Here is an 18176-nt window from a genome sequence, read left to right on the forward strand (position 1 = left end):
TGCTCCTGCCAGCGATGAGAACCTTGCTGAGTTGTACGGGATTAGCTGTCCGTTTTCAGTTGACTGGGTTCTGCGGTCCGGATTTAGTTTTCCGGATCAAAGTAATAAGAAATCCGGGTCCGGGGGTTGAGATACTGACGGATTGGCTCGGGCAGCTTATTGGGCAACAGAGCCCGCTCAATGGTCAGTTCACTTTCCTCCAGATCCAGAATCGGTGCTTCATTGGAGGGAACACTGGGCTCATAAAGCAGAATGTTCGGGTAGAGCAGGCGTTTGGCATTGACGGAAATGACCATCCCGACCTGCTGGTTCGACAACAGCACCACACTGCCCGGTGGGTAGACCCCCATCATCCGGACCATCAGCGCAATATATTCCTCGCTGTACTGACCTTTCTTATGCTTGAACAGGTAGGACAGGGCACTGTACGGAATTCTGGCCTTGCTGGGATCCATCGGATGGCAGAGGTTGTCGTAGGCATTAACGACTGCCACCAGCTGGGCAAACCGGTTGATCTGGTGACCTTTCAGTCCCATCGGATACCCGCTGCCATCCATGAGCTCATGATGCTGGCTGAGGATAGGCTTCGCGGCGTCCGGAAAGTGCTCACTCAGTTCCGACAGTTCCAGGCTGTATTTCGGATGCAGTTTGAGGAAATTCGCCTCTGGCTCGGTGAGCGGGGTAATTTTCCGCAGGATATGGGTGGGAATTTTCTGTTTGCCGATATCGTGGAATAAAGCACCGATGGTGATTGTTTTAATATCGCTTGCAGACATCCCGTTGGACTTGGCCAGCAGCATCGACAGCACGGCGACGTTCATGGAATGGTAGTAAATATCTTCCGATTCTTGCGCGTCACTCATCAGATGCAGAGCCAGATTATCATTATCCAGCAGGGCATCCACCATATCACTCACCAGCTCTTTGGCATCCTGAAAAGCAGTGACCGGGCGGCTTTTAATTTTCTGCGAAATGGCGCGAAGCTGGGACAGGGAACGCTGAAAACTTTTCTCACATTGCTGGAGACTGCGTTTGTAGTTTTTCAGATGTTCAATCCGGCGTTGTTTCTCACGCCATAACCTGTCGGTATGTTTATGGATAAACCGAGCTTCCTGTTCGGAGATTTCCTTTGGCGGGCTGGCAACAGTTTCAGGCGGCAAAGGCGGGTTATCACTCTTATCCGGAAAGTGGAAAACGAATTTCAGACCCAGATTCCGGATCAGGCGGATTTGATGTTCATCCTTAATCTTAAAGTGATTAAGCATGAAGGGATGCTCCGTCCATTGCAGCGGCAATTTGATATAAAGGCCTGGTGTTAAACACTCGGTAGGGAGTTTTACGTTTGTCATTACCTTATTCTGTACATTCGCTTTTCAGGCCGGCGATATACGGCATGCCCGGTTAATATCATGCTGTGACAGTGGGGCAGGGCAGGTGAGAATTGCCGTATCAGAGACAAGATTATTTATCATAATACTGACCTGAGATCGATTATTAAGAATACCGTCAGTAAAAAAATGGGCTTAATGTCGTGAAAAATTTGTAAAAGGAATATGGGTAAAAAAAACCTCGCGGGCGCGAGGTTTAAAAGATGGTGCCGACTACCGGAATCGAACTGGTGACCTACTGATTACAAGTCAGTTGCTCTACCTACTGAGCTAAGTCGGCTTTTTTTTGTTCTTAAGTTATTCTTAAAAACGAATTTGGCTCCCCCTGCTGGACTTGAACCAGCGACATACGGATTAACAGTCCGCCGTTCTACCGACTGAACTAAGGGGGAATTGTTCTTTCTTATGACGTTACCAGAACACCATAAATGAAATCATGGTGCCTCGAGGCGGAATCGAACCACCGACACGAGGATTTTCAATCCTCTGCTCTACCGACTGAGCTATCGAGGCAACGGGGCGCATTAAAAAGGTTTTGCGCATTTTCGTCAATGCTTTTTTTGAAAATAATGGTCAACCTTCCTTTTTTTGTTCTGTTTGTCCGGATTTTAATCTCATTTGATAATATTCCGGTCTTTAAAGTGAGGATTTGCTGCGGAATATCTTTCAGGGTCAGGCGGTTCTGACTGGTATTTTTTATCACTTCCGCTATTTCATCTGCTCCTTTTCAACCGTTGTATGTTTTTTATACGCCACCTTCTGTGCTGCAAGATTTAAGTGTGATACAGATCACCTTTGTGGTTGGTGGTGTAAATATAAATGAAACTGATAATTGATCTCATTATCTCTTCTGTGCATGATGTGCGACCTGTTTAATGGTCAGAAAATTGCTTTTCTGAATTTTTCGGAAAAATGCGGCAAAAAGGGTGTGGTCGGGAAATGAAAAGTTGCTTCATCGGTATTGTGCTGAGCAGCGCTGCAAGTGTGTGGTGTGCTTCGGCAGCTTTCGCTTCTGACGTGCCTGTACATGCTGAGGTTCCCGGCCTAGCTGAGACATCTGCATCATACAGCTGGCTGCGGGATGACAGCCGGCAATCCGAAAAAGTTCTGACTTTCCTGCGTGATGAAAATCAGCACACCGAAAAGGCCCTGACGTCTCAGGCCGTGCTGGAAGCGTCGCTGCTCAATGAGTGGCAGTCACGTCGCGCCCGTGTGGCTGAAAGACCATGGCAGCTGGCCGGGAAGTATAACTACCGGCTGACGTCATCAGACGGCAGTGTGCAACTGCTTCGTCAGGATGCAGAAAGCGGAGCGTCACTTGTTGTGGCGGACTTTACCCAACGCGGGCAGCAGGCTGAGTATTATCAGCTGGGCAGTTGGCAGGTCAGTCCGGATCACCGGTTTGTGGCAATCACCGAAGATCGTCGGGGAGACCGGAATTACCGATTGACGGTCATGGAACTCAGCAGCGGACGTGAAATCGCCACTGTTTCTGAGCAGTCAGCAACCGATCTGGTCTGGAGTGAGGACGGCCAGAGCCTTTATTTTGTTGAAAACGAAGCGGGTACTTACCGTCCGCATCAGGTGCTTCGTTGGTCGCGGGAAGGCGGTCTCAAGACGATGCTGTATCGCGAATCGGATCCGGCCTGGCTGGTGTCGGTTTATGCAGCCAGCTCCGGCGACTACCTGCTTATCCAGTCGAACAACCATGACAGCAGTGAACAACAACTGGTGGCTTCAGACAGCGGCCAGATTCTGACAACAATCCGTTCCCGGACGCCGGGTGTGGAGTATTACGCTGATGTCCGCTATGGCGAACTGTATCTGTCCAGCAATCTTCAGGGCGATTTTGCACTTTACCGGTCAGCGCTGAATGACACCCAAGCTGCCTCCTGGCAGCCGGTCTGGCAACCGAAGCCACATCAGCACATCAAGAACTGGCTGCTGTTCCCTCAGCACATCGTGCTGGAAGTGACAGAACAGCAACTCAGCCGTCTGGTGGTGCTGAATACACAGGGTCGCACACTGTTTGATCAGGTCATTACTCCTGAAGGCGGTGTGGCCTGGTTGTCCGGAAACAGCAGCCGTTACGGTCAGTCGGTGATGATCCGCAGTATGTCGCTGACTCAGCCTCCTCAGTGGCAGGCGCTGGATCTGACGGAGTTACAGCTGACAACGTTGTCGGCAGACCGTTATCCGGAATTTGAGCCGGATCTGTACCGGACGGAACAGATCCGCGTCCGACACGGTGATGTGTCTGTGCCTGTTACCCTGGCTTACCGGACGGATCGGCTGACCGCCAAGTCTCCCGTCATTCTTTACGGCTACGGCGCGTACGGCACCCCGGTGCGTTCGTATTTCATGCCGCAGATCATCAGCCTGCTGGATCGCGGGGCGATTTATGCCATAGCCCATGTCAGGGGCGGCGGCTATCTCGGCCCAGAGTGGTACGCGCAGGGAAAAGGGATGCTGAAGCCCAATTCGTTTGACGACTATCTGGCCGTGGCACACGTGATGAAGCAGTTTCATCAGGGCTCAGACCGGCCCATTCTGGCGTTGGGCGGCAGCGCGGGCGGTACGCTGGTGGCCGCAGCACTGAACCGGCAGCCGGCGCTGTTTACGGGGGCTGCCCTGCAGGTGCCGTTTGTGGACGTGATCGCGACCATGGCTGATCCCAGTCTGCCGCTGACCCGCCAGGAATACGCAGAGTGGGGGGATCCGCGCGATCCGGCTCAACTCGCGGTGATGAAGCAATACAGTCCGAATGACAATATTTCGGCCCGGGCTTATCCGCCAATGCTGGTGACCGCCGGGCTCTATGATACTCAGGTTCCCTACTGGGAGCCTGCACGCTGGGTGATGAAAGTCCGGGATGCCAGTCTGGCTCAAGGTCCTTATCTGCTTCAAACGGATTTGTCCGGCGGACACCGGCAGGATGCCCGGCAGGCGATGCGGCAGCAGGCGAGAGAATATGCGTTTCTGCTCAGTCTGGTGCCCGGCAGCACCCCGTCCCCTTAACCTTTGAATGATGTGCTGTCCGCCCGGTGCAGTGATGTGCCGGTGGACTGCTTTTGCCTGAAAGGCACTGAACCCTGTTTATGTCCTTGATATCCGGAGTCCCCAACATGCAGTTGAAGCCTGTCCCTCTGGCTTTGTATGCCCTGTTCAGCCCAGTGATCAGCTCAGTCAGCTTCCAAAGTGTTGCTGCGCCTCAGCAACAAGCCTCTGAAATGACGACCGTGGTGGTCACGGCCACCCGCATTGAGCAGCCTTTGTCCGAAACCAATGGATCAGTGGCTGTGATCACTCAGGAAGAGATCGAGCAGGAAGGTGCCACCGAGCTCTATGATGCTCTGTCGCATGAACCGGGGGTCAGTGTGAGCGGGGGAGCCGGACGGCCGCAGAATATTACCATTCGCGGAATGAGCGGTAACCGGATCGCGGTCATCAAAGACGGCGTGAAAGTCGCGGACGGCTACGGGGCCAGCGATATGAACGACGTGGCCGGTCATAACAGTTTTGACCTGGGTGACGTCAAGCAAGTTGAAGTGGTGAAAGGCGCGGGCTCTTCGCTGTATGGCTCCGGTGCGATCGGGGGTGTGGTGGTCCTGACATCCAAAACACCGAGCGACTATCTGGGCAGCGAGGATCACTATGTCGGTCTGGAAGGGGGATACTCAGGGATCAGTGATAAATATACCTCGGCGCTGACCACTGCGACACGGCTGGGCGACACGGCGCATCTGGTTCGGGTCAGTTACTGGCAGGGCAGTGAAAGTAAAAATCATGATCAGTCGCTGTATGTTCGCGATATTGACGGGATCAATGCGGCGCTGACCAGCGAGTGGTTTCTGAATGACAGCTGGCTGCTGAAAGGTAAGGTGGATTATTACCGTCAGCAGGCGCGCCGGGAAGAGGGCATTGCCCCGACACAGGCGGACGGTGGCGGCTGGGAAGCGACATCGTTTCTGGAAGAGGTTGACACAACGACGCTCTCTGCCCGTGCGGGAGCCGAATGGGAAGGGGAAACCCTGCTGGCTGAACAGGCAGATATCAATCTGTACTATCGTCAGACCGAAACTTCGGGCGACAAAGATGTCGCAATGCAACGGACACAGGAAGGGCTGGTTTTCAAGCGCCGTCAGTCGGAAAACCGGGCGTTCAGGGATCATCTGATCGGATTGTCAGCAGATTTGCAACAGCGGAGTGCTCATGGCGAGCTTGAGCACACCGTTGCCTGGGGTGTTCAACTCGAATCCATGCTGCATGAGCGTCCGGTCAACGTCCGTATCGTCGACTGGACCGGCGATACGCTGAGTGAATCGGAGCCTTTTGCTTCGGCCAGAACCTACAGTCTGGGGATTTATGTTCATGATGACATGCGCTGGGGCAAGTGGAATCTGGCGCCGGGGCTGCGGTTTGATGCACAGCAGATGTCCTCTGAACTGGACGACACCATTGGCAGTTATCCCCTCCATGAACTGCGCAGCAGTGAGTTGTCGCCGAGCCTGTCGCTGGCTTACCAATGGACGCCGGATCTGAATACCTATCTGAGTTACACCCATGGTTTTCTGGCGCCTTCCTATGCCAAGGCGTACGGCTTCGTACCGCATCTGTCGAGCGATCTGGGGAATTTCGTGATCCGCCCGAATGCGGATCTGGAAGCCGAAACCAGTGACAACTTCGAGCTGGGTTCGAAGTATGACGATGGCCGGCTGGTAGTGTACGGCGCTGTGTTCTACTCCGTCTTCGATAACTTTATCAGCGAAAAAACAGTCGGCTGGAACGAGGCCGGTAAGTATGCCGAAGTGCAGTACCAGAACCTGGAAGGGGTGAAAACCTACGGGGCTGAGCTGACGGCCAGCTACTGGTTCACTGATCGGCTGAAGGTTTCCAGCAAACTGGGCATCGTCGATGGTGAAGATGAGCACGGCGAGCCAATCCGTACCCTGACACCGCTGGAAGGGAACACCTTGCTGAGCTATGAGCAGGATGTCTGGAACGGTTTCGTACGACTGAACTATGCCGGGGCCATGAACAAGGTACCGAGCTGTCAGGATGATTTGGGCATGAGTCAGACCTGTGCGACCACGTCGGGCTGGATGACCCTGGATGCCGGGGCGGGATACGACATCACGCCGGAATTCCGCATTAATGCTGCGGTGCACAACTTGCTGGACCGGGAATATACCCGTTATCAGGATGTGGCCGGCGTGACGGAATCGCAGACCCGTTTTTCAACGGAGCCGGGCCGCTATTTCAGCGTGAACGCCAGATACAGCTTTTAAGGGAAGCCGACATGAAACGATTGATTCTGACAGCGGCGGCCCTGCTCTGTACTCAGGCGCATGCCGGGGCTCAGCACCTGATTTATCCGCTGGAAACTGCTGTGATTCAGGACCGTGATGACGCGCTGGCGTATGTTCAGTCTCGTTATCCGCAGACCGGCACCCTGGCTCTGCTGGATACCCGGCAGAGTCTGCTGGGAACGCACTATCACTTTGCGCCGCAGAATGACGCTGGTCAGCCTTGCGAAGGCGCAATCGTGGTGACGACCGATCGCCAGGGGCAGCTGTACCGGCTGTTCAACAGCTTGCCGGATGATACCGCGGATTGTGTCTTGAATCTGCCGTTGCCGCCCCGGCCACATACGTTGCTGACACCGCCAGCCGGTGAGATTGTTCCGGCGACGATGACGGTGTTTGATCCGGATCCGCGGACGGCCACAGGTCTGGCACTCGAAGGCGATCATGCGGATGTGGATGACATTGTCATTCCGGCATCAGCCTATCAAACCGTCACCGGTATTGAGGTGACCCGTCAAAACGGCAGGCTCTATCTGGTCAACGACCGGGTGATGGCGGTCGATATCCAGTCGATGGCTGAGCTGGAGACTGGCCCTGAGCAGGGATTGGTGTCAGTTGCGGACGGCAGTTCGTTTGCGTTTACGCGGCAGGACACGGCCTTTCGCGATGTGAATGCTTTCTATCATCTGGATCATTCGCTTCAGTATCTGGCTGCGCTGGGATTCACAGGATCGCGGGCCTTGTTTACTGCGCCGTTAAAAATTGATGCGCAGGGACAAAATACCAATAACTCCACTTATCTGACCGATACCGGGATTCTGGCAATGGGTGTGGGCGGTGTGCCGGACAGTGAAGATGCGGATGTGGTGCTGCACGAGTTCGGACATGCCATTAATTACCAGCTGGTGCCGGACTGGAAAGGCGGCGACAGTGATGCGATTGGCGAGGGCTTCGGAGATTACTGGGCCGGTGCCTACAGTTTCTGGGTTCAGCGTGATCGCAATGAACGCTTCGAGCTGGATGTGTTTGCCAACTGGGATGGTGTGGTCGGCGCACTGAAGTCCCGGCGTTCGCTCAATGATCAGGAAGCGCGGTATGACCCGGAAATGGATTACCGGGCGCATGTGTCGGTCAACGGAACGCTCAGCGATCAGCTGTGGTCGACGCCACTGTTTCAGACCTTAAAACAGGCCGAAGCCGTTTATGGTGAAGCCGCATTTGATGAGTTCAACCGGGTGGTGCTCGAAGGCATGGCCGGCATGGGTTTTGGCATGAAGATGCATGATCTGGCCCGCTCTACCGTAGATGCAGCGCAGCGATTATACCCGCAGAAACCTTATGCCCAATGGCTGAACGCCCGGTTCAAACATCATGGCATCCTCCGTGACGCACTGGTTCTGGCGCAAAGCAATTCTGCTCTGACCGTGACGGGAAAAAATCAGACTGAACTGTCTTTGGCGCTGATTCAATCAGGTGCGAGCGCACTCAATAATGTTCAGGTTGATCTGGCGATGCCGGCACTGAACTGGCATCAGGTGGTCCGTTCGGAGCTGGTGGCGGCGGGGGCTGTTACCCGGGTGAACGAGTCAGTCAGTATTCCGGCATCTTTGCAGTGCGGAGAAACCCTTTCCCTGAATGCAGAAATTTCATTCAGTCAGGATACGGCTCAACAGCCTGTGAATTACCGGCAGGAACTTACATTTACGTATGGTGTGCCCGTGCTGTCGCAACCATTGCTGCATTTGCAGCAAGCCATACCGGATGCCCGCCAGATCAACCAGAACGGAAAGATTCTGCTGGGGGAGGCGCTCGTTGCCCTGAATGTTCCGGCTGGCGCTGGGTTGGTTTCGTATGACTTTGCGATTCAGCTTTCGCTGTCTCACCCGCGTTTTTCTGATCTGAAGGTCACCGTGCGTGCGCCTTCAGGGCGGAGCGTAACACTGCTGAATTATCAGAGCTTTCCGCTGCCGGAGAAAACCGACACCTTTACGATGGCCAATACCGCAGGGCTGTCGGAGCTGCTCGGGGAGCCGATGACGGGGAACTGGGTGCTTGAGGTGACTGACCGGGTCACGGGGCAGAGCGGCAAGATTCACTCATGGGGCGTGGGAGCCGTGACGGGTTATGACTGCAGTCAGACGGGCACTTCAACCGATCCCCAGAACAAACAAACGACAGACAACCCGGCAAAGCCAGAGAACAGCAGTTCATCCGGTGGGGGTTCACTCGGGCTGTTCAGCCTGCTGTTTGGCGTTGTGATGGCGTTGGCAAGACGCCGTCAATTTTAATTCGAGAAAAGTGAGAGTCAGATGAAATCATTCCAACTCGCAGTATTGCCGGTTGCGCTGACCATGGTCCTGAGCGGATGTAACGGTTCAGGCGGCGGCAGCAACTCAAATGATCAGAGTCAGCCAACCTATGACGTCAGCGGCCGTGTTTCCTCGGCATCGGTCGATCTGCCGATGACGGTGTGCGCGGATATCAATCGTGACTGGACTTGCAGTGCCGATGAACCGTCGGTCAAAGCCACGCAATATAACTTTACCCTGACCAGTACAGATATCCGGGTGAAAACTTCCCCGCTGCTGGTTCAGGCCACGCGGGTGGTTTCTGCTCGTTCATCGGCGTCAGCTTCGCTGAATCTGGCAGCCCCGGCAGCGCGTGAGCATGCTTTCACTCTGGTGAACGGGGTGACCACGCTGGTAGTGGGTGAAATGCTGAGTGGTGCCAGTTTGGAATCGGCGGTGGCAACGGTGAGCAATAATCTCAAAGCACACGGAATAACGCCGCCGTCTGATTTGCTGGCCAGCAGTGATGATTCGGCGCTGGCTGATCTCGATGAAAAGCTGGTGGCGCTGTTTGCTCAGCTGAAGGCCATCAGTTCAGATGACGCCGCAGGCATTGCGGGTGCTGCAAAAGGGTTTCCGGCCTACGGGACGGCATTGCTGGCAGGGTCTCTGAACGAGGCGCAGATTCAGGAGATTGCGTCGCTGGGCCGTCTGGCAACCAAACAGCTCAATGACACCGGGATGGTCAAACATCTGAATCTGTCCACTGGCACTTTGTCGAACCAGCCTGATCAGGGGGCGCCGGGCCAGGATGCCAGCTTCGGGCTGGATGTGACCGACGGCGGCTTCAAGCTGACCAAGCTGGATGCCAAAGGCCAGTCTTTGCCTGAAAGCAGTCCGGACTGGCAGTGTGTCAAAGATGAGCGCACCGGGTTGATCTGGGAAGTGAAAGCGGACGACCAGACTTCATTCCGCGATAAGCATCGTCTGTTTGCACTGGAAACCAGTACCCTCAAGTCGCATGCCGATGAAATCGCTCTGGCTTCCTGCAGTTCGGATCATCTGGCGGCTTGCACCACGCAAGAGTACAGCCAGAAACTGAATGATGCTGCTTACTGCGGCAAAACTAACTGGCGGCTGCCCACGATGAATGAGCAGTATGATTTGCTCGATTTCAGTGAAACGGCGACCGACGCAGACGGCAATGTTTATGGTCTGAACGTGAAGTTCTTCAATGATCAGTATATCGGTAGTGAAGATCTGCCTTACGGCTATTACTGGTCATCGACCTTATTACGGACCGATCCGAATTATACCGAGGGCCGGGCGATCAGCCATCTGTCACAGATGACACAAGCCAAAGGCGGTACCGGGCTGGGTGAACTCACTGCTTACTACGCGCCCTGTATGGCGGGTGAGGCGTGCCTCTCTCCGAATGTGATGGCAGTTCGAATGGTTGCGGAATAAGGAATAACACCATGTTGAAAAAGATGATTGGCACCATTTTCTGTGCTTTGGTTTGTTCAGCCAATGCGATGGCTGCAATGCAGTCGTGTGGTCTGAACATTGAGGCAAGCGCACCGGATATCCGGTTTCAGGACAATGGCAATGGGACAGTCACTGATTTACAGACAAAGTTGGTCTGGCGTCGCTGTCTGTTAGGCACACAGTGGAATTCGCTGCAACAGACCTGTGATGGCGCGCCGGAAGGGTACAGCTGGAAGAAGGCGCTGTTTCAGATCAACCTCAATGAGAAAAACACGGTGATTGACGGGGTGAGGGGCTGGCGGATGCCGAATATCAAAGAGCTGGTGAGTCTGCGCGAAGTGGCCTGCATTTCTCCGGCCGTGAACCTGAAGGCTTTCCCGGATTTTATCCAGACGGAAGATGATAAGTACGCAACAACAAGCAATGTCTGGTCATCAACGCCTCACGCGCAAAGTCAGAACATTCTGGTGTTCGGTCTCAATGATGGCATGATCATCCACTATGGTGCTCAGGATGCTGATTTTGGCGTGCTGCTGGTGAGTGATCAGGCGCGGTAGCCGGAGCGCCTTGTCTCATATCAGTTTGTCTAACAACAACCCCACACTATGATGTGGGGTTGTTTTTTTGTGGCTGGTTCTTGTGTGGCGGTTACTGTTTCAGACTGAATTTGCCGGTCCAGTTTTCCAGTTCATGATACAGCCGTTGCAGAGAGCGGGTACTGTTGTGGCTCTGACTGACGACGTCAGACAACTGGCGGCCACTTTCCTCAATCATATTGATCCGGGTGGAGATGTCGTCACCAACCTGTGTCTGTTCGGCTGCAGCCGCAGCAATCTGATGACTCATTCCGGTGATACTCTCCAGCGCTGAAACAATCTGATTCAGTGCGTCGGAGGCTTCCTGAGACTGATGTACTGTGGTCTGACTGGTTTCCGCACAGGTCTCCATGGTTTCAATGGCGTTTCGAGATCCGCTTTGCAGGCGGCCGATCATCTGCTGGATTTCTTTGGTACTGTGCTGGGTTCGACCTGCCAGATTCCGGACTTCATCGGCGACGACCGCAAAACCGCGACCCTGTTCTCCGGCACGGGCGGCTTCAATGGCAGCATTGAGTGCCAGTAAGTTGGTCTGCTCGGCGATATCGCCGATCACATCCAGGACTCTGGCAATGCTGTTCACTTCCGTATCCAGATGGGCGACGGCCTGACTGGCGGTGGCGAGCTGATCGGCCAGCCCCTGAATGTTGTCGACGGTCGACAGAATCAGGGTCTGAGTGACCTGGCTCTGCTGATCGGCACGTTCGGTATTGCTGGCGGTATCGCTGGCAGACTCCGCCACATTGTTGGCCGAAGAGGCCATTTCGGTCATCGCAGTTGCAATCATGGCCGTCGACTGTTGCTGGCTGTCCGTCAGTTCGGCAATCACGCCTGAACGTGACGAGACTTCACCGAGCTCCGTACGCAGTTCAGCCATCGACTGTTTCAGGTTATTGACCAGCTCTGCCAGAGACAGGCTCATGGTCTGTACGGCGTAATAAATGCTGCCCGGGGTCGCCCGGGTTTCAAAGTGGGTGGTGATTTTGCCGTCCGCCACCGCCTGCACGGCTGCCTGGACCTCATCCGGTTCGCCTCCCAGTAAGTTCACAATGCGCTTACTGGCGATGATCAGCACGGTCAGAATCGCTGCGGTGATCAGAAGACATAAGGCCAGCTGCCAGCCCGCGGTGGACCAGAAACGCTGGTTCACTTCGTTGAAACCAATTCCGGTCCCGACATACCATCCCCAAACGGGAGTGCGCCGGGCAATGGACAGTTTTTCTTCCACACTGCCATCCGCCTGTTTCTGGGTCCAGGTATATTGCGCCAGCTTATCTCCGCTGGCTGCGACAGCCTGTTTCAGGATATTACCGACGCTTTTTCCGTTGCCGTCTTTGAAGTCGTGAAAACTGGTGCCATGCAGCTGGGGATCCAGCGGCGCTGCAATAAAGGTCAGTTGCGCGTCCGCGACATAAACATATTCGTTGTCTTTATAGATATTGTTTCGCAACAACCGGGTTGCCAGCGTCTTTGCCTCCGATTCAGCCAGAAGGCCTTCCTGCGCCATTTTTTCCAGTTCGGAGAGGGTGTTGTAGGTGCTGTTAAACAGCTGCGTGACCCTGGATTCGTTATCCTGGTTACTGGCCATACGCAACGTCATCAGGCCCGTGACCATGATGGCCAGCATGGCCGTCAGGATAACAGCGGATAGCAGATAGGTTTGTGTCCTGAGTTTCATTCCCTGTTCTCTTGGTAATGCTGAAGAGACCTCCCGGCAATTGTCAGGAGGAGTTATTTTTCGACACGAAAATACTAGATCAGGTTAATACCCGTTCAGAGCAGAAAATTAACAAAACATGATCCTGGTTGAGAGGATTGATTCTGACGGTTTACCAATGAAAAGAAGTGTGAGTGGGATAAAACTGGAACATTATGCTGATAGTTTCGTATTGTGAAATACTGGTGGGCCATGGTGGCCCACCAGTCCATTGCGGTCAGTTCAGCTGCCACACAGCAGCCTGCCCGGGCTGTTCGCCTTTGGTCCACCATTTAGCGGTGTACAGCTTGCCCTGATAGAGCACCTGATCACCGGCAACATAGACCTGATTCGGATCCCAGTCAGGTGCTGCAGGTAATAGCTTGATGTCCAGCTGATAGCTGTAGTCTTTGTTTTTCAGGAAGACCTGATTGCCAAACAGATCCTGAGCATCGAATATGATACTGCCGTCTGCGGCCTGTTTACCGATCTGAACCTGTTGTGCATAGGTCTGGTTCACTGTGGCTGCCAGATCTGCGGCCCATACGGACTGATTCTGGTTGGCCGTGGTGATGGCCAACTGCTCAGAAACAGTTTCGACACCATTCTGGTCAAAAATACGGAACCAGACGGTTTCGTCAGGCTGGGCGACATCTGTGGCTTTGACGAAAGCGCCCGCACTGGACCAGCCACCGGGCTGACCGTTATCCGAGCCGTCAAACCGAATGTCGATACAGTTGTAAAAACCTTCTCCGGCCGGGTCATTACGCTGCCAGCGGGCATACAGGATGGCATCACCGGTTCTGTCGGTCGGCAGGGTGATGGTCATCTGATAGTATTTCTGTCCGTTGATGGTGGTGGTCGGAATGTTCCCGACTTCTCCGACCATATCCAGGTCGCTCCAGGCTAATGGCTGGGTTGCGCTGTCAAAGCCGGGTTTGGTCAGGTAGAACTTCCAGAAACTAGGGTTGTGCGGGGTTTCAGCACGATACAGCAGATCCAACTGACCATTATTCGTCAGATCAAGGGTTGTTTTCTGCCAGTAAGGCGAGGGGATATCCATGCCTGACTTTTTACTGTCTGCAGCAGAACACAGCGATCCGTCAGGGATGGCCCGTTCAACAGCGGCCTGGTTTTGATAGTCCGATACCAGTCTGGCAAACTCGGGTTTCTGAACAAAAGGGTACCAGCCAGACTGAACAAAGGCAGCGCGGCAGGCTGCATTGGGAATGGTTGAGCCGTCGGTCGAATCCCAATAGCCGCCATCCATATCGCAGATTTGCTGTCTGGCTGGTGGATATTCCATATACCCGTGTGCCTGAGCGGTTGTCGACAAGGAACTCAGCACTGAACTGACACCCAAGAGCCAAAGCCCTTTCCTCCATGAGGCATTTTGCAGCAACATATTCTCTCCTTCATCATTTCACATAAGCACAATTGCAGTACTGGTTTGAACGAGTCGCAGGAGACTGGCAATCGGGAGAATGTTAAGAGAGGAGGTGACTCAAAACCTGTCCTCATTTTTTTCACCGCGTATTAAATACTTGGGACTAATCGCAAGTTTTTTAAAGCGAGCAAAAAAGAGCAGGGTGAGGAAACTGTTGAGGTGATTGTAGTCAAGAGGGTACAGATAAAGAAAAACCCCGGTCTTTCGACCAGGGTTTCTGAAGTGGCTCCCCCTGCTGGACTTGAACCAGCGACATACGGATTAACAGTCCGCCGTTCTACCGACTGAACTAAGGGGGAATTGTATGGTGCCTCGAGGCGGAATCGAACCACCGACACGAGGATTTTCAATCCTCTGCTCTACCGACTGAGCTATCGAGGCAGAACAAAGATTAAAATCTTCGTTTTGCTGTTTGGCTCCCCCTCGCTGGACTTAACGCGGCCGGCCAGGCCAGCGACATTGAGCACAACGTGCTCACCAGTTTGGAGGTCATACACTGCGTAATGGCAATGTACTAAATTGGCTCCCCCTGCTGGACTTGAACCAGCGACATACGGATTAACAGTCCGCCGTTCTACCGACTGAACTAAGGGGGAATTGTACGTTATCGTGCTGTCGCGCTGACACCACAATCAAATATGGTGCCTCGAGGCGGAATCGAACCACCGACACGAGGATTTTCAATCCTCTGCTCTACCGACTGAGCTATCGAGGCAGGGTAAAGCAATTGTGCTTTACGCTGTATAAATGGTGCCGACTACCGGAATCGAACTGGTGACCTACTGATTACAAGTCAGTTGCTCTACCTACTGAGCTAAGTCGGCACACGAATTTGGCTCCCCCTGCTGGACTTGAACCAGCGACATACGGATTAACAGTCCGCCGTTCTACCGACTGAACTAAGGGGGAATTGTTCTTGCTTATGACGTTACCAGAACACCATAAAATAATTCATGGTGCCTCGAGGCGGAATCGAACCACCGACACGAGGATTTTCAATCCTCTGCTCTACCGACTGAGCTATCGAGGCAACGGAGCGCTATTAAACGGGTTTTGGTCCTCATCGTCAATACCTTTTTCCAGAAAAAAGTGCGATTCCCGATTGCTTGCTCGCTTTTTGCCCGTTATGGGGCGGCGAGCAGCAATTTTCATGCTTTCCGGCAGAAAGTCATTACTTTGTCTCAGATTTTTCCGTTGTTAAAATCTTTCTGGTAACGGGTGACTTTCTCCAGATATCGCCTGGCTTCTCCTTTCGGATGCTTGTTGGTCAGCGCCCAGAACACCTGATTGGGCTGCAACTGATTCAAATCCTGCATGGCGCGTTTGCGGTTACTGTGGAAAGTGCTCAATACACCGCCAGTACCGCCGTTATAGGCTGAAATCATGCTGTAGTGCAGCGAAAGCGGATTCCGGATTTCTTTCAGGTAACGGTTTTGCAGCAGGTAAAAATAGGCCGTGCCGGTATCAATATTATTTGCCGGATCAAACAGATATTGTGGTGAAGGGCGGCCGGAGCGTTTTTTCACCAGTTTAAACACGTCCGCTCCCGCAGTTTTCGGGACGACCTGCATCAGACCATAGGCATTGGCCGGGCTGACGGCATAAGGGTTGAAGCTGCTTTCGGTTTTGATGATGGCGTAAATCAGGTCTTCTTTAATGCCATAGCGGCGAGAGGCCTCACGAACGATGTCCGCATATTTGTAGCTTCGTTTGTTGACGTGGTCGGCCACCATCGGGATATCCACATAGTATGCCTTCTGGTAACGGACGTTTTTGGTTTTCAGTTTGTTGTTGACCAGATATTCCGCAAAACGTTTGGCCCGCCAGGACCATTCAATCGACTTGCCGTCCTGATCCAGGATCTGTCCGAGCAGGAACGGGCTGCCGGACAGGGCAAAATCCTGCGCGGAGTACAGATCGACTTCTGCGGGATCGGCCGGTGTGAGCAGGGTGGTGGCGATCGCATCGATCAGGTGCTGTTTCGGGTTGGTGGTCGCTACGGTTTCTATCGTGACCATCCCCTTGTCAAAGTCGACATGGGCCCGGCTCTGGTAGCCATCAGTGTATTTTACGTAGTGGCGCTTGCTGGCCATGAGTACGTTATCATTCCCCCAGCGCTGTTTGACCTGACCGCTGAAGGTTTGGATCAGGCGATCCAGGGCGGCGGTATCTTTCGTAAACTGGCCGGGTAAAGGAGCCAGATTTTTGGCAAAGCGGTTGGTTGGGGCGTAATCGACCTTATAGACTTTTTCGACTATTTCGCGGCTGCAGCCACTGAGGAGCAGCGTGAATGTGGCAAGGAGGAGTGCTTTCTTCATGTTCTGCATATAAAAAATGACATCACTGGCGTTAAGCCAAATGATGTCATTTTCCGTCCGGTCACGGTATGATTTTTGGTCACCGTGACCTGAGAACGTGATGTTCATGCACGCATCTGGTGCAGCAAGCAATTACTCGCTTGGCGGGGTATAACCGTCGATGATGACGTCCTGGCCTTCAAACAGGAAGTTCACCATTTCTGTTTCCAGCAGCTTGCGGTGCTCCGGATCCATCATGTTCAGCTTTTTCTCATTGATCAGCATGGTCTGTTTGCTTTGCCATTCAGCCCAGGCTTCTTTGGAAATGTTGTCGAAAATGCGTTTACCCAGCTCACCCGGGTATAGCTGGAAATCCAGACCTTCAGCTTCTTTTTTCAGTCGGGCACAAAATACAGTACGGCTCATGGGATCCTCAATCATGATTGGGCGGCAGTCTGACAGACTGCCAGAATCGAATGTCTGGTCACTAGTTTCCTGTTTCTGCCTGCGGGATTCAAGTTTGTTGGATCAAGTGTCCGGACGTTCTCTGATGCTTTTTCCCATCTGTTCTCCGGGCGGGAAAAACAGATGCGTTAGTTTGATACCCGTTTCTCAATAAATTTTCGGATCGGGGTCGGCAGTCCCAAATCACTGAGCGCATCAAGCGAAAACCACTGCTGATTGTCAGTCTGATCACCCAGACGATCCACGTGCCAGACACTGGCATTGAGTTTGTAGTGGGTAAAAGTGTGCTTAAAGGTGCCTTTCAGCTGCACATGATCCCCGAGCTGCTCCGGCTCCAGATAGATTTGCGGCAAGCACCAGAGCGCGCCCCAGATGCCATTATCTTCCCGTTTTTCCAGTAAGAGCTGACCGCCGGATTCAATCCACAGGAATTGCCCGGAACGGGTCGGGACGATTTTTTTAGGTTTGGGTGTCGGCAGCTCAGCGACACGGTTTGTCCTGAATGCAACACAGCTGTCCTGAAAGGCACAATCGTCACAAACCGGACTTTTCGGTTTGCACACCGTCGCGCCCATATCCAGCAGGCCCTGCGCAAAGGCGCGGTTGTGCTGTTGTGGGGTAAACTGCTCGGCATATTGCCAGAGCTGCTTGTCGACCTGCGTGGTGCCCGGGACGCCTTCAATGCCGAAAAACCGGCAAAAGAGACGTTTCACGTTACCATCCACAATCGGGCCATAGGTATTGTAAGCAAAAGAAGCAATGGCACCTGCGGTATAGCGGCCGACTCCCGGGATCTTCAGAAGCTGATCGATTTGATCCGGAAACTGGCCGCCGCACTCATGCACAATGTATTGCGCGGCTTTTCTCAGATTCCTTGCCCGGGAGTAATAGCCCAGTCCCTGCCAGTGATTCATCACGTCATCTTCTGAGGCTGCAGCGAGCAGCTCGACGGTCGGAAAACTGTTCATCCAGCGTTCAAAGTAGGGAATGACCGTCGACACCTGCGTTTGCTGCAGCATGATTTCAGAAACCAGCACCCGGTAGGGCGTTGGATTTTGCTGCCAGGGTAAATCGTGGCGACCATGGGTCTGTTGCCATTGGATCAGCCGATCCTGGAATGTTTTGGGGGGCAAGGGAGATTGCGTCATAAAATTTTCTTCACAGCTGCACTGTTCTGACAGCGTTCATTTTCGGAAATTATTCCT

11 protein-coding genes and 10 tRNA genes are annotated in these 18176 nt (G+C 53.5%); 5 read left to right on the plus strand and 16 right to left on the minus strand.

Features of this window, described 5'->3' with window-relative positions; all coding sequences use genetic code 11:
* Positions 1 to 83: 83 nt before the first annotated feature.
* The 4 genes from L4174_RS02270 to L4174_RS02285 all read right to left on the minus strand — a co-directional run bounded on the left by L4174_RS02270 (position 84) and on the right by L4174_RS02285 (position 1901).
* A complete protein-coding gene (locus L4174_RS02270) occupies positions 84 to 1349 on the minus strand; it encodes an HD-GYP domain-containing protein (RefSeq protein WP_248143965.1) in 1266 nt (421 codons plus the stop codon).
* A gap of 243 nt (positions 1350 to 1592) precedes the next feature.
* Positions 1593 to 1668, minus strand: a tRNA-Thr gene (locus tag L4174_RS02275).
* 36 nt (positions 1669 to 1704) lie between these two features.
* Positions 1705 to 1780, minus strand: a tRNA-Asn gene (locus L4174_RS02280).
* Between the two features lie 45 nt (positions 1781 to 1825).
* A tRNA-Phe gene (locus L4174_RS02285) sits at positions 1826 to 1901 on the minus strand.
* A gap of 426 nt (positions 1902 to 2327) precedes the next feature.
* On the opposite strand from L4174_RS02285, the gene L4174_RS02290 reads away from it, so the two are divergent.
* The 5 genes from L4174_RS02290 (at position 2328) to L4174_RS02310 (ending at position 11027) form a co-directional block, all read left to right on the plus strand.
* Positions 2328 to 4406, plus strand: coding sequence for a prolyl oligopeptidase family serine peptidase (locus L4174_RS02290; protein WP_248143966.1), 2079 nt, complete (start codon positions 2328 to 2330; stop codon positions 4404 to 4406).
* 107 nt (positions 4407 to 4513) lie between these two features.
* Positions 4514 to 6676 carry a TonB-dependent hemoglobin/transferrin/lactoferrin family receptor gene (locus L4174_RS02295; protein WP_248143967.1) on the plus strand — a complete coding sequence of 721 codons (2163 nt, stop codon included), beginning with the start codon at positions 4514 to 4516 and terminating at the stop codon, positions 6674 to 6676.
* A gap of 11 nt (positions 6677 to 6687) precedes the next feature.
* On the plus strand, positions 6688 to 8982 hold the full coding sequence (locus L4174_RS02300) for a proprotein convertase P-domain-containing protein (protein ID WP_248143968.1): 2295 nt from the start codon (positions 6688 to 6690) through the stop codon (positions 8980 to 8982).
* A gap of 21 nt (positions 8983 to 9003) precedes the next feature.
* Positions 9004 to 10449, plus strand: a complete 1446-nt coding sequence (locus tag L4174_RS02305) for a DUF1566 domain-containing protein (protein WP_248143969.1) — start codon at positions 9004 to 9006, stop codon at positions 10447 to 10449.
* 11 nt (positions 10450 to 10460) lie between these two features.
* A complete protein-coding gene (locus L4174_RS02310; protein WP_248143970.1) occupies positions 10461 to 11027 on the plus strand; it encodes a DUF1566 domain-containing protein in 567 nt (188 codons plus the stop codon).
* A gap of 91 nt (positions 11028 to 11118) precedes the next feature.
* Here the strand turns inward: L4174_RS02310 and L4174_RS02315 are convergent, their stop codons facing one another.
* The 12 genes from L4174_RS02315 to mutY form a co-directional block, all read right to left on the minus strand.
* Positions 11119 to 12744: a methyl-accepting chemotaxis protein gene (locus tag L4174_RS02315; RefSeq protein ID WP_248143971.1), complete on the minus strand. Its 1626-nt coding sequence runs from the start codon at positions 12742 to 12744 to the stop codon at positions 11119 to 11121.
* 256 nt (positions 12745 to 13000) lie between these two features.
* The gene (locus L4174_RS02320; protein ID WP_305885153.1) at positions 13001 to 14167 is read right to left on the minus strand and encodes a lytic polysaccharide monooxygenase; all 1167 of its coding nucleotides are present in this window, start codon (positions 14165 to 14167) and stop codon (positions 13001 to 13003) included.
* Between the two features lie 265 nt (positions 14168 to 14432).
* A tRNA-Asn gene (locus L4174_RS02325) sits at positions 14433 to 14508 on the minus strand.
* 6 nt (positions 14509 to 14514) lie between these two features.
* Positions 14515 to 14590: transfer RNA gene (locus L4174_RS02330), tRNA-Phe, on the minus strand.
* 139 nt (positions 14591 to 14729) lie between these two features.
* Positions 14730 to 14805 (minus strand) — tRNA-Asn (locus L4174_RS02335).
* 43 nt (positions 14806 to 14848) lie between these two features.
* Positions 14849 to 14924 (minus strand) — tRNA-Phe (locus L4174_RS02340).
* A 33-nt stretch (positions 14925 to 14957) separates the two neighbouring features.
* Positions 14958 to 15033 (minus strand) — tRNA-Thr (locus L4174_RS02345).
* 9 nt (positions 15034 to 15042) lie between these two features.
* Positions 15043 to 15118, minus strand: a tRNA-Asn gene (locus L4174_RS02350).
* Between the two features lie 45 nt (positions 15119 to 15163).
* Positions 15164 to 15239: transfer RNA gene (locus L4174_RS02355), tRNA-Phe, on the minus strand.
* Between the two features lie 151 nt (positions 15240 to 15390).
* The gene (gene mltC / locus L4174_RS02360; protein ID WP_248143972.1) at positions 15391 to 16527 is read right to left on the minus strand and encodes a membrane-bound lytic murein transglycosylase MltC; all 1137 of its coding nucleotides are present in this window, start codon (positions 16525 to 16527) and stop codon (positions 15391 to 15393) included.
* 132 nt (positions 16528 to 16659) lie between these two features.
* Positions 16660 to 16932, minus strand: coding sequence for an oxidative damage protection protein (locus tag L4174_RS02365; RefSeq protein WP_248143973.1), 273 nt, complete (start codon positions 16930 to 16932; stop codon positions 16660 to 16662).
* Positions 16933 to 17099: 167 nt separating this feature from the next.
* Positions 17100 to 18119, minus strand: a complete 1020-nt coding sequence (mutY, locus tag L4174_RS02370) for an A/G-specific adenine glycosylase (protein WP_248143974.1) — start codon at positions 18117 to 18119, stop codon at positions 17100 to 17102.
* Positions 18120 to 18176 lie beyond the last annotated feature (57 nt).

The organism is Photobacterium sp. CCB-ST2H9, from assembly GCF_023151555.2.
GTDB lineage: Bacteria > Pseudomonadota > Gammaproteobacteria > Enterobacterales > Vibrionaceae > Photobacterium.

What these genes read in the sequence shown, in the direction of transcription:
- L4174_RS02270 (WP_248143965.1), bottom strand. Translation starts at nt 1,349, where the DNA reads ATGACAAACGTAAAACTCCCTACCGAGTGTTTAACACCAGGCCTTTAT.
- L4174_RS02290 (WP_248143966.1), top strand. Translation starts at nt 2,328, where the DNA reads ATGAAAAGTTGCTTCATCGGTATTGTGCTGAGCAGCGCTGCAAGTGTG.
- L4174_RS02295 (WP_248143967.1), top strand. Translation starts at nt 4,514, where the DNA reads ATGCAGTTGAAGCCTGTCCCTCTGGCTTTGTATGCCCTGTTCAGCCCA.
- L4174_RS02300 (WP_248143968.1), top strand. Translation starts at nt 6,688, where the DNA reads ATGAAACGATTGATTCTGACAGCGGCGGCCCTGCTCTGTACTCAGGCG.
- L4174_RS02305 (WP_248143969.1), top strand. Translation starts at nt 9,004, where the DNA reads ATGAAATCATTCCAACTCGCAGTATTGCCGGTTGCGCTGACCATGGTC.
- L4174_RS02310 (WP_248143970.1), top strand. Translation starts at nt 10,461, where the DNA reads ATGTTGAAAAAGATGATTGGCACCATTTTCTGTGCTTTGGTTTGTTCA.
- L4174_RS02315 (WP_248143971.1), bottom strand. Translation starts at nt 12,744, where the DNA reads ATGAAACTCAGGACACAAACCTATCTGCTATCCGCTGTTATCCTGACG.
- L4174_RS02320 (WP_305885153.1), bottom strand. Translation starts at nt 14,167, where the DNA reads ATGTTGCTGCAAAATGCCTCATGGAGGAAAGGGCTTTGGCTCTTGGGT.
- mltC (WP_248143972.1), bottom strand. Translation starts at nt 16,527, where the DNA reads ATGAAGAAAGCACTCCTCCTTGCCACATTCACGCTGCTCCTCAGTGGC.
- L4174_RS02365 (WP_248143973.1), bottom strand. Translation starts at nt 16,932, where the DNA reads ATGAGCCGTACTGTATTTTGTGCCCGACTGAAAAAAGAAGCTGAAGGT.
- mutY (WP_248143974.1), bottom strand. Translation starts at nt 18,119, where the DNA reads ATGACGCAATCTCCCTTGCCCCCCAAAACATTCCAGGATCGGCTGATC.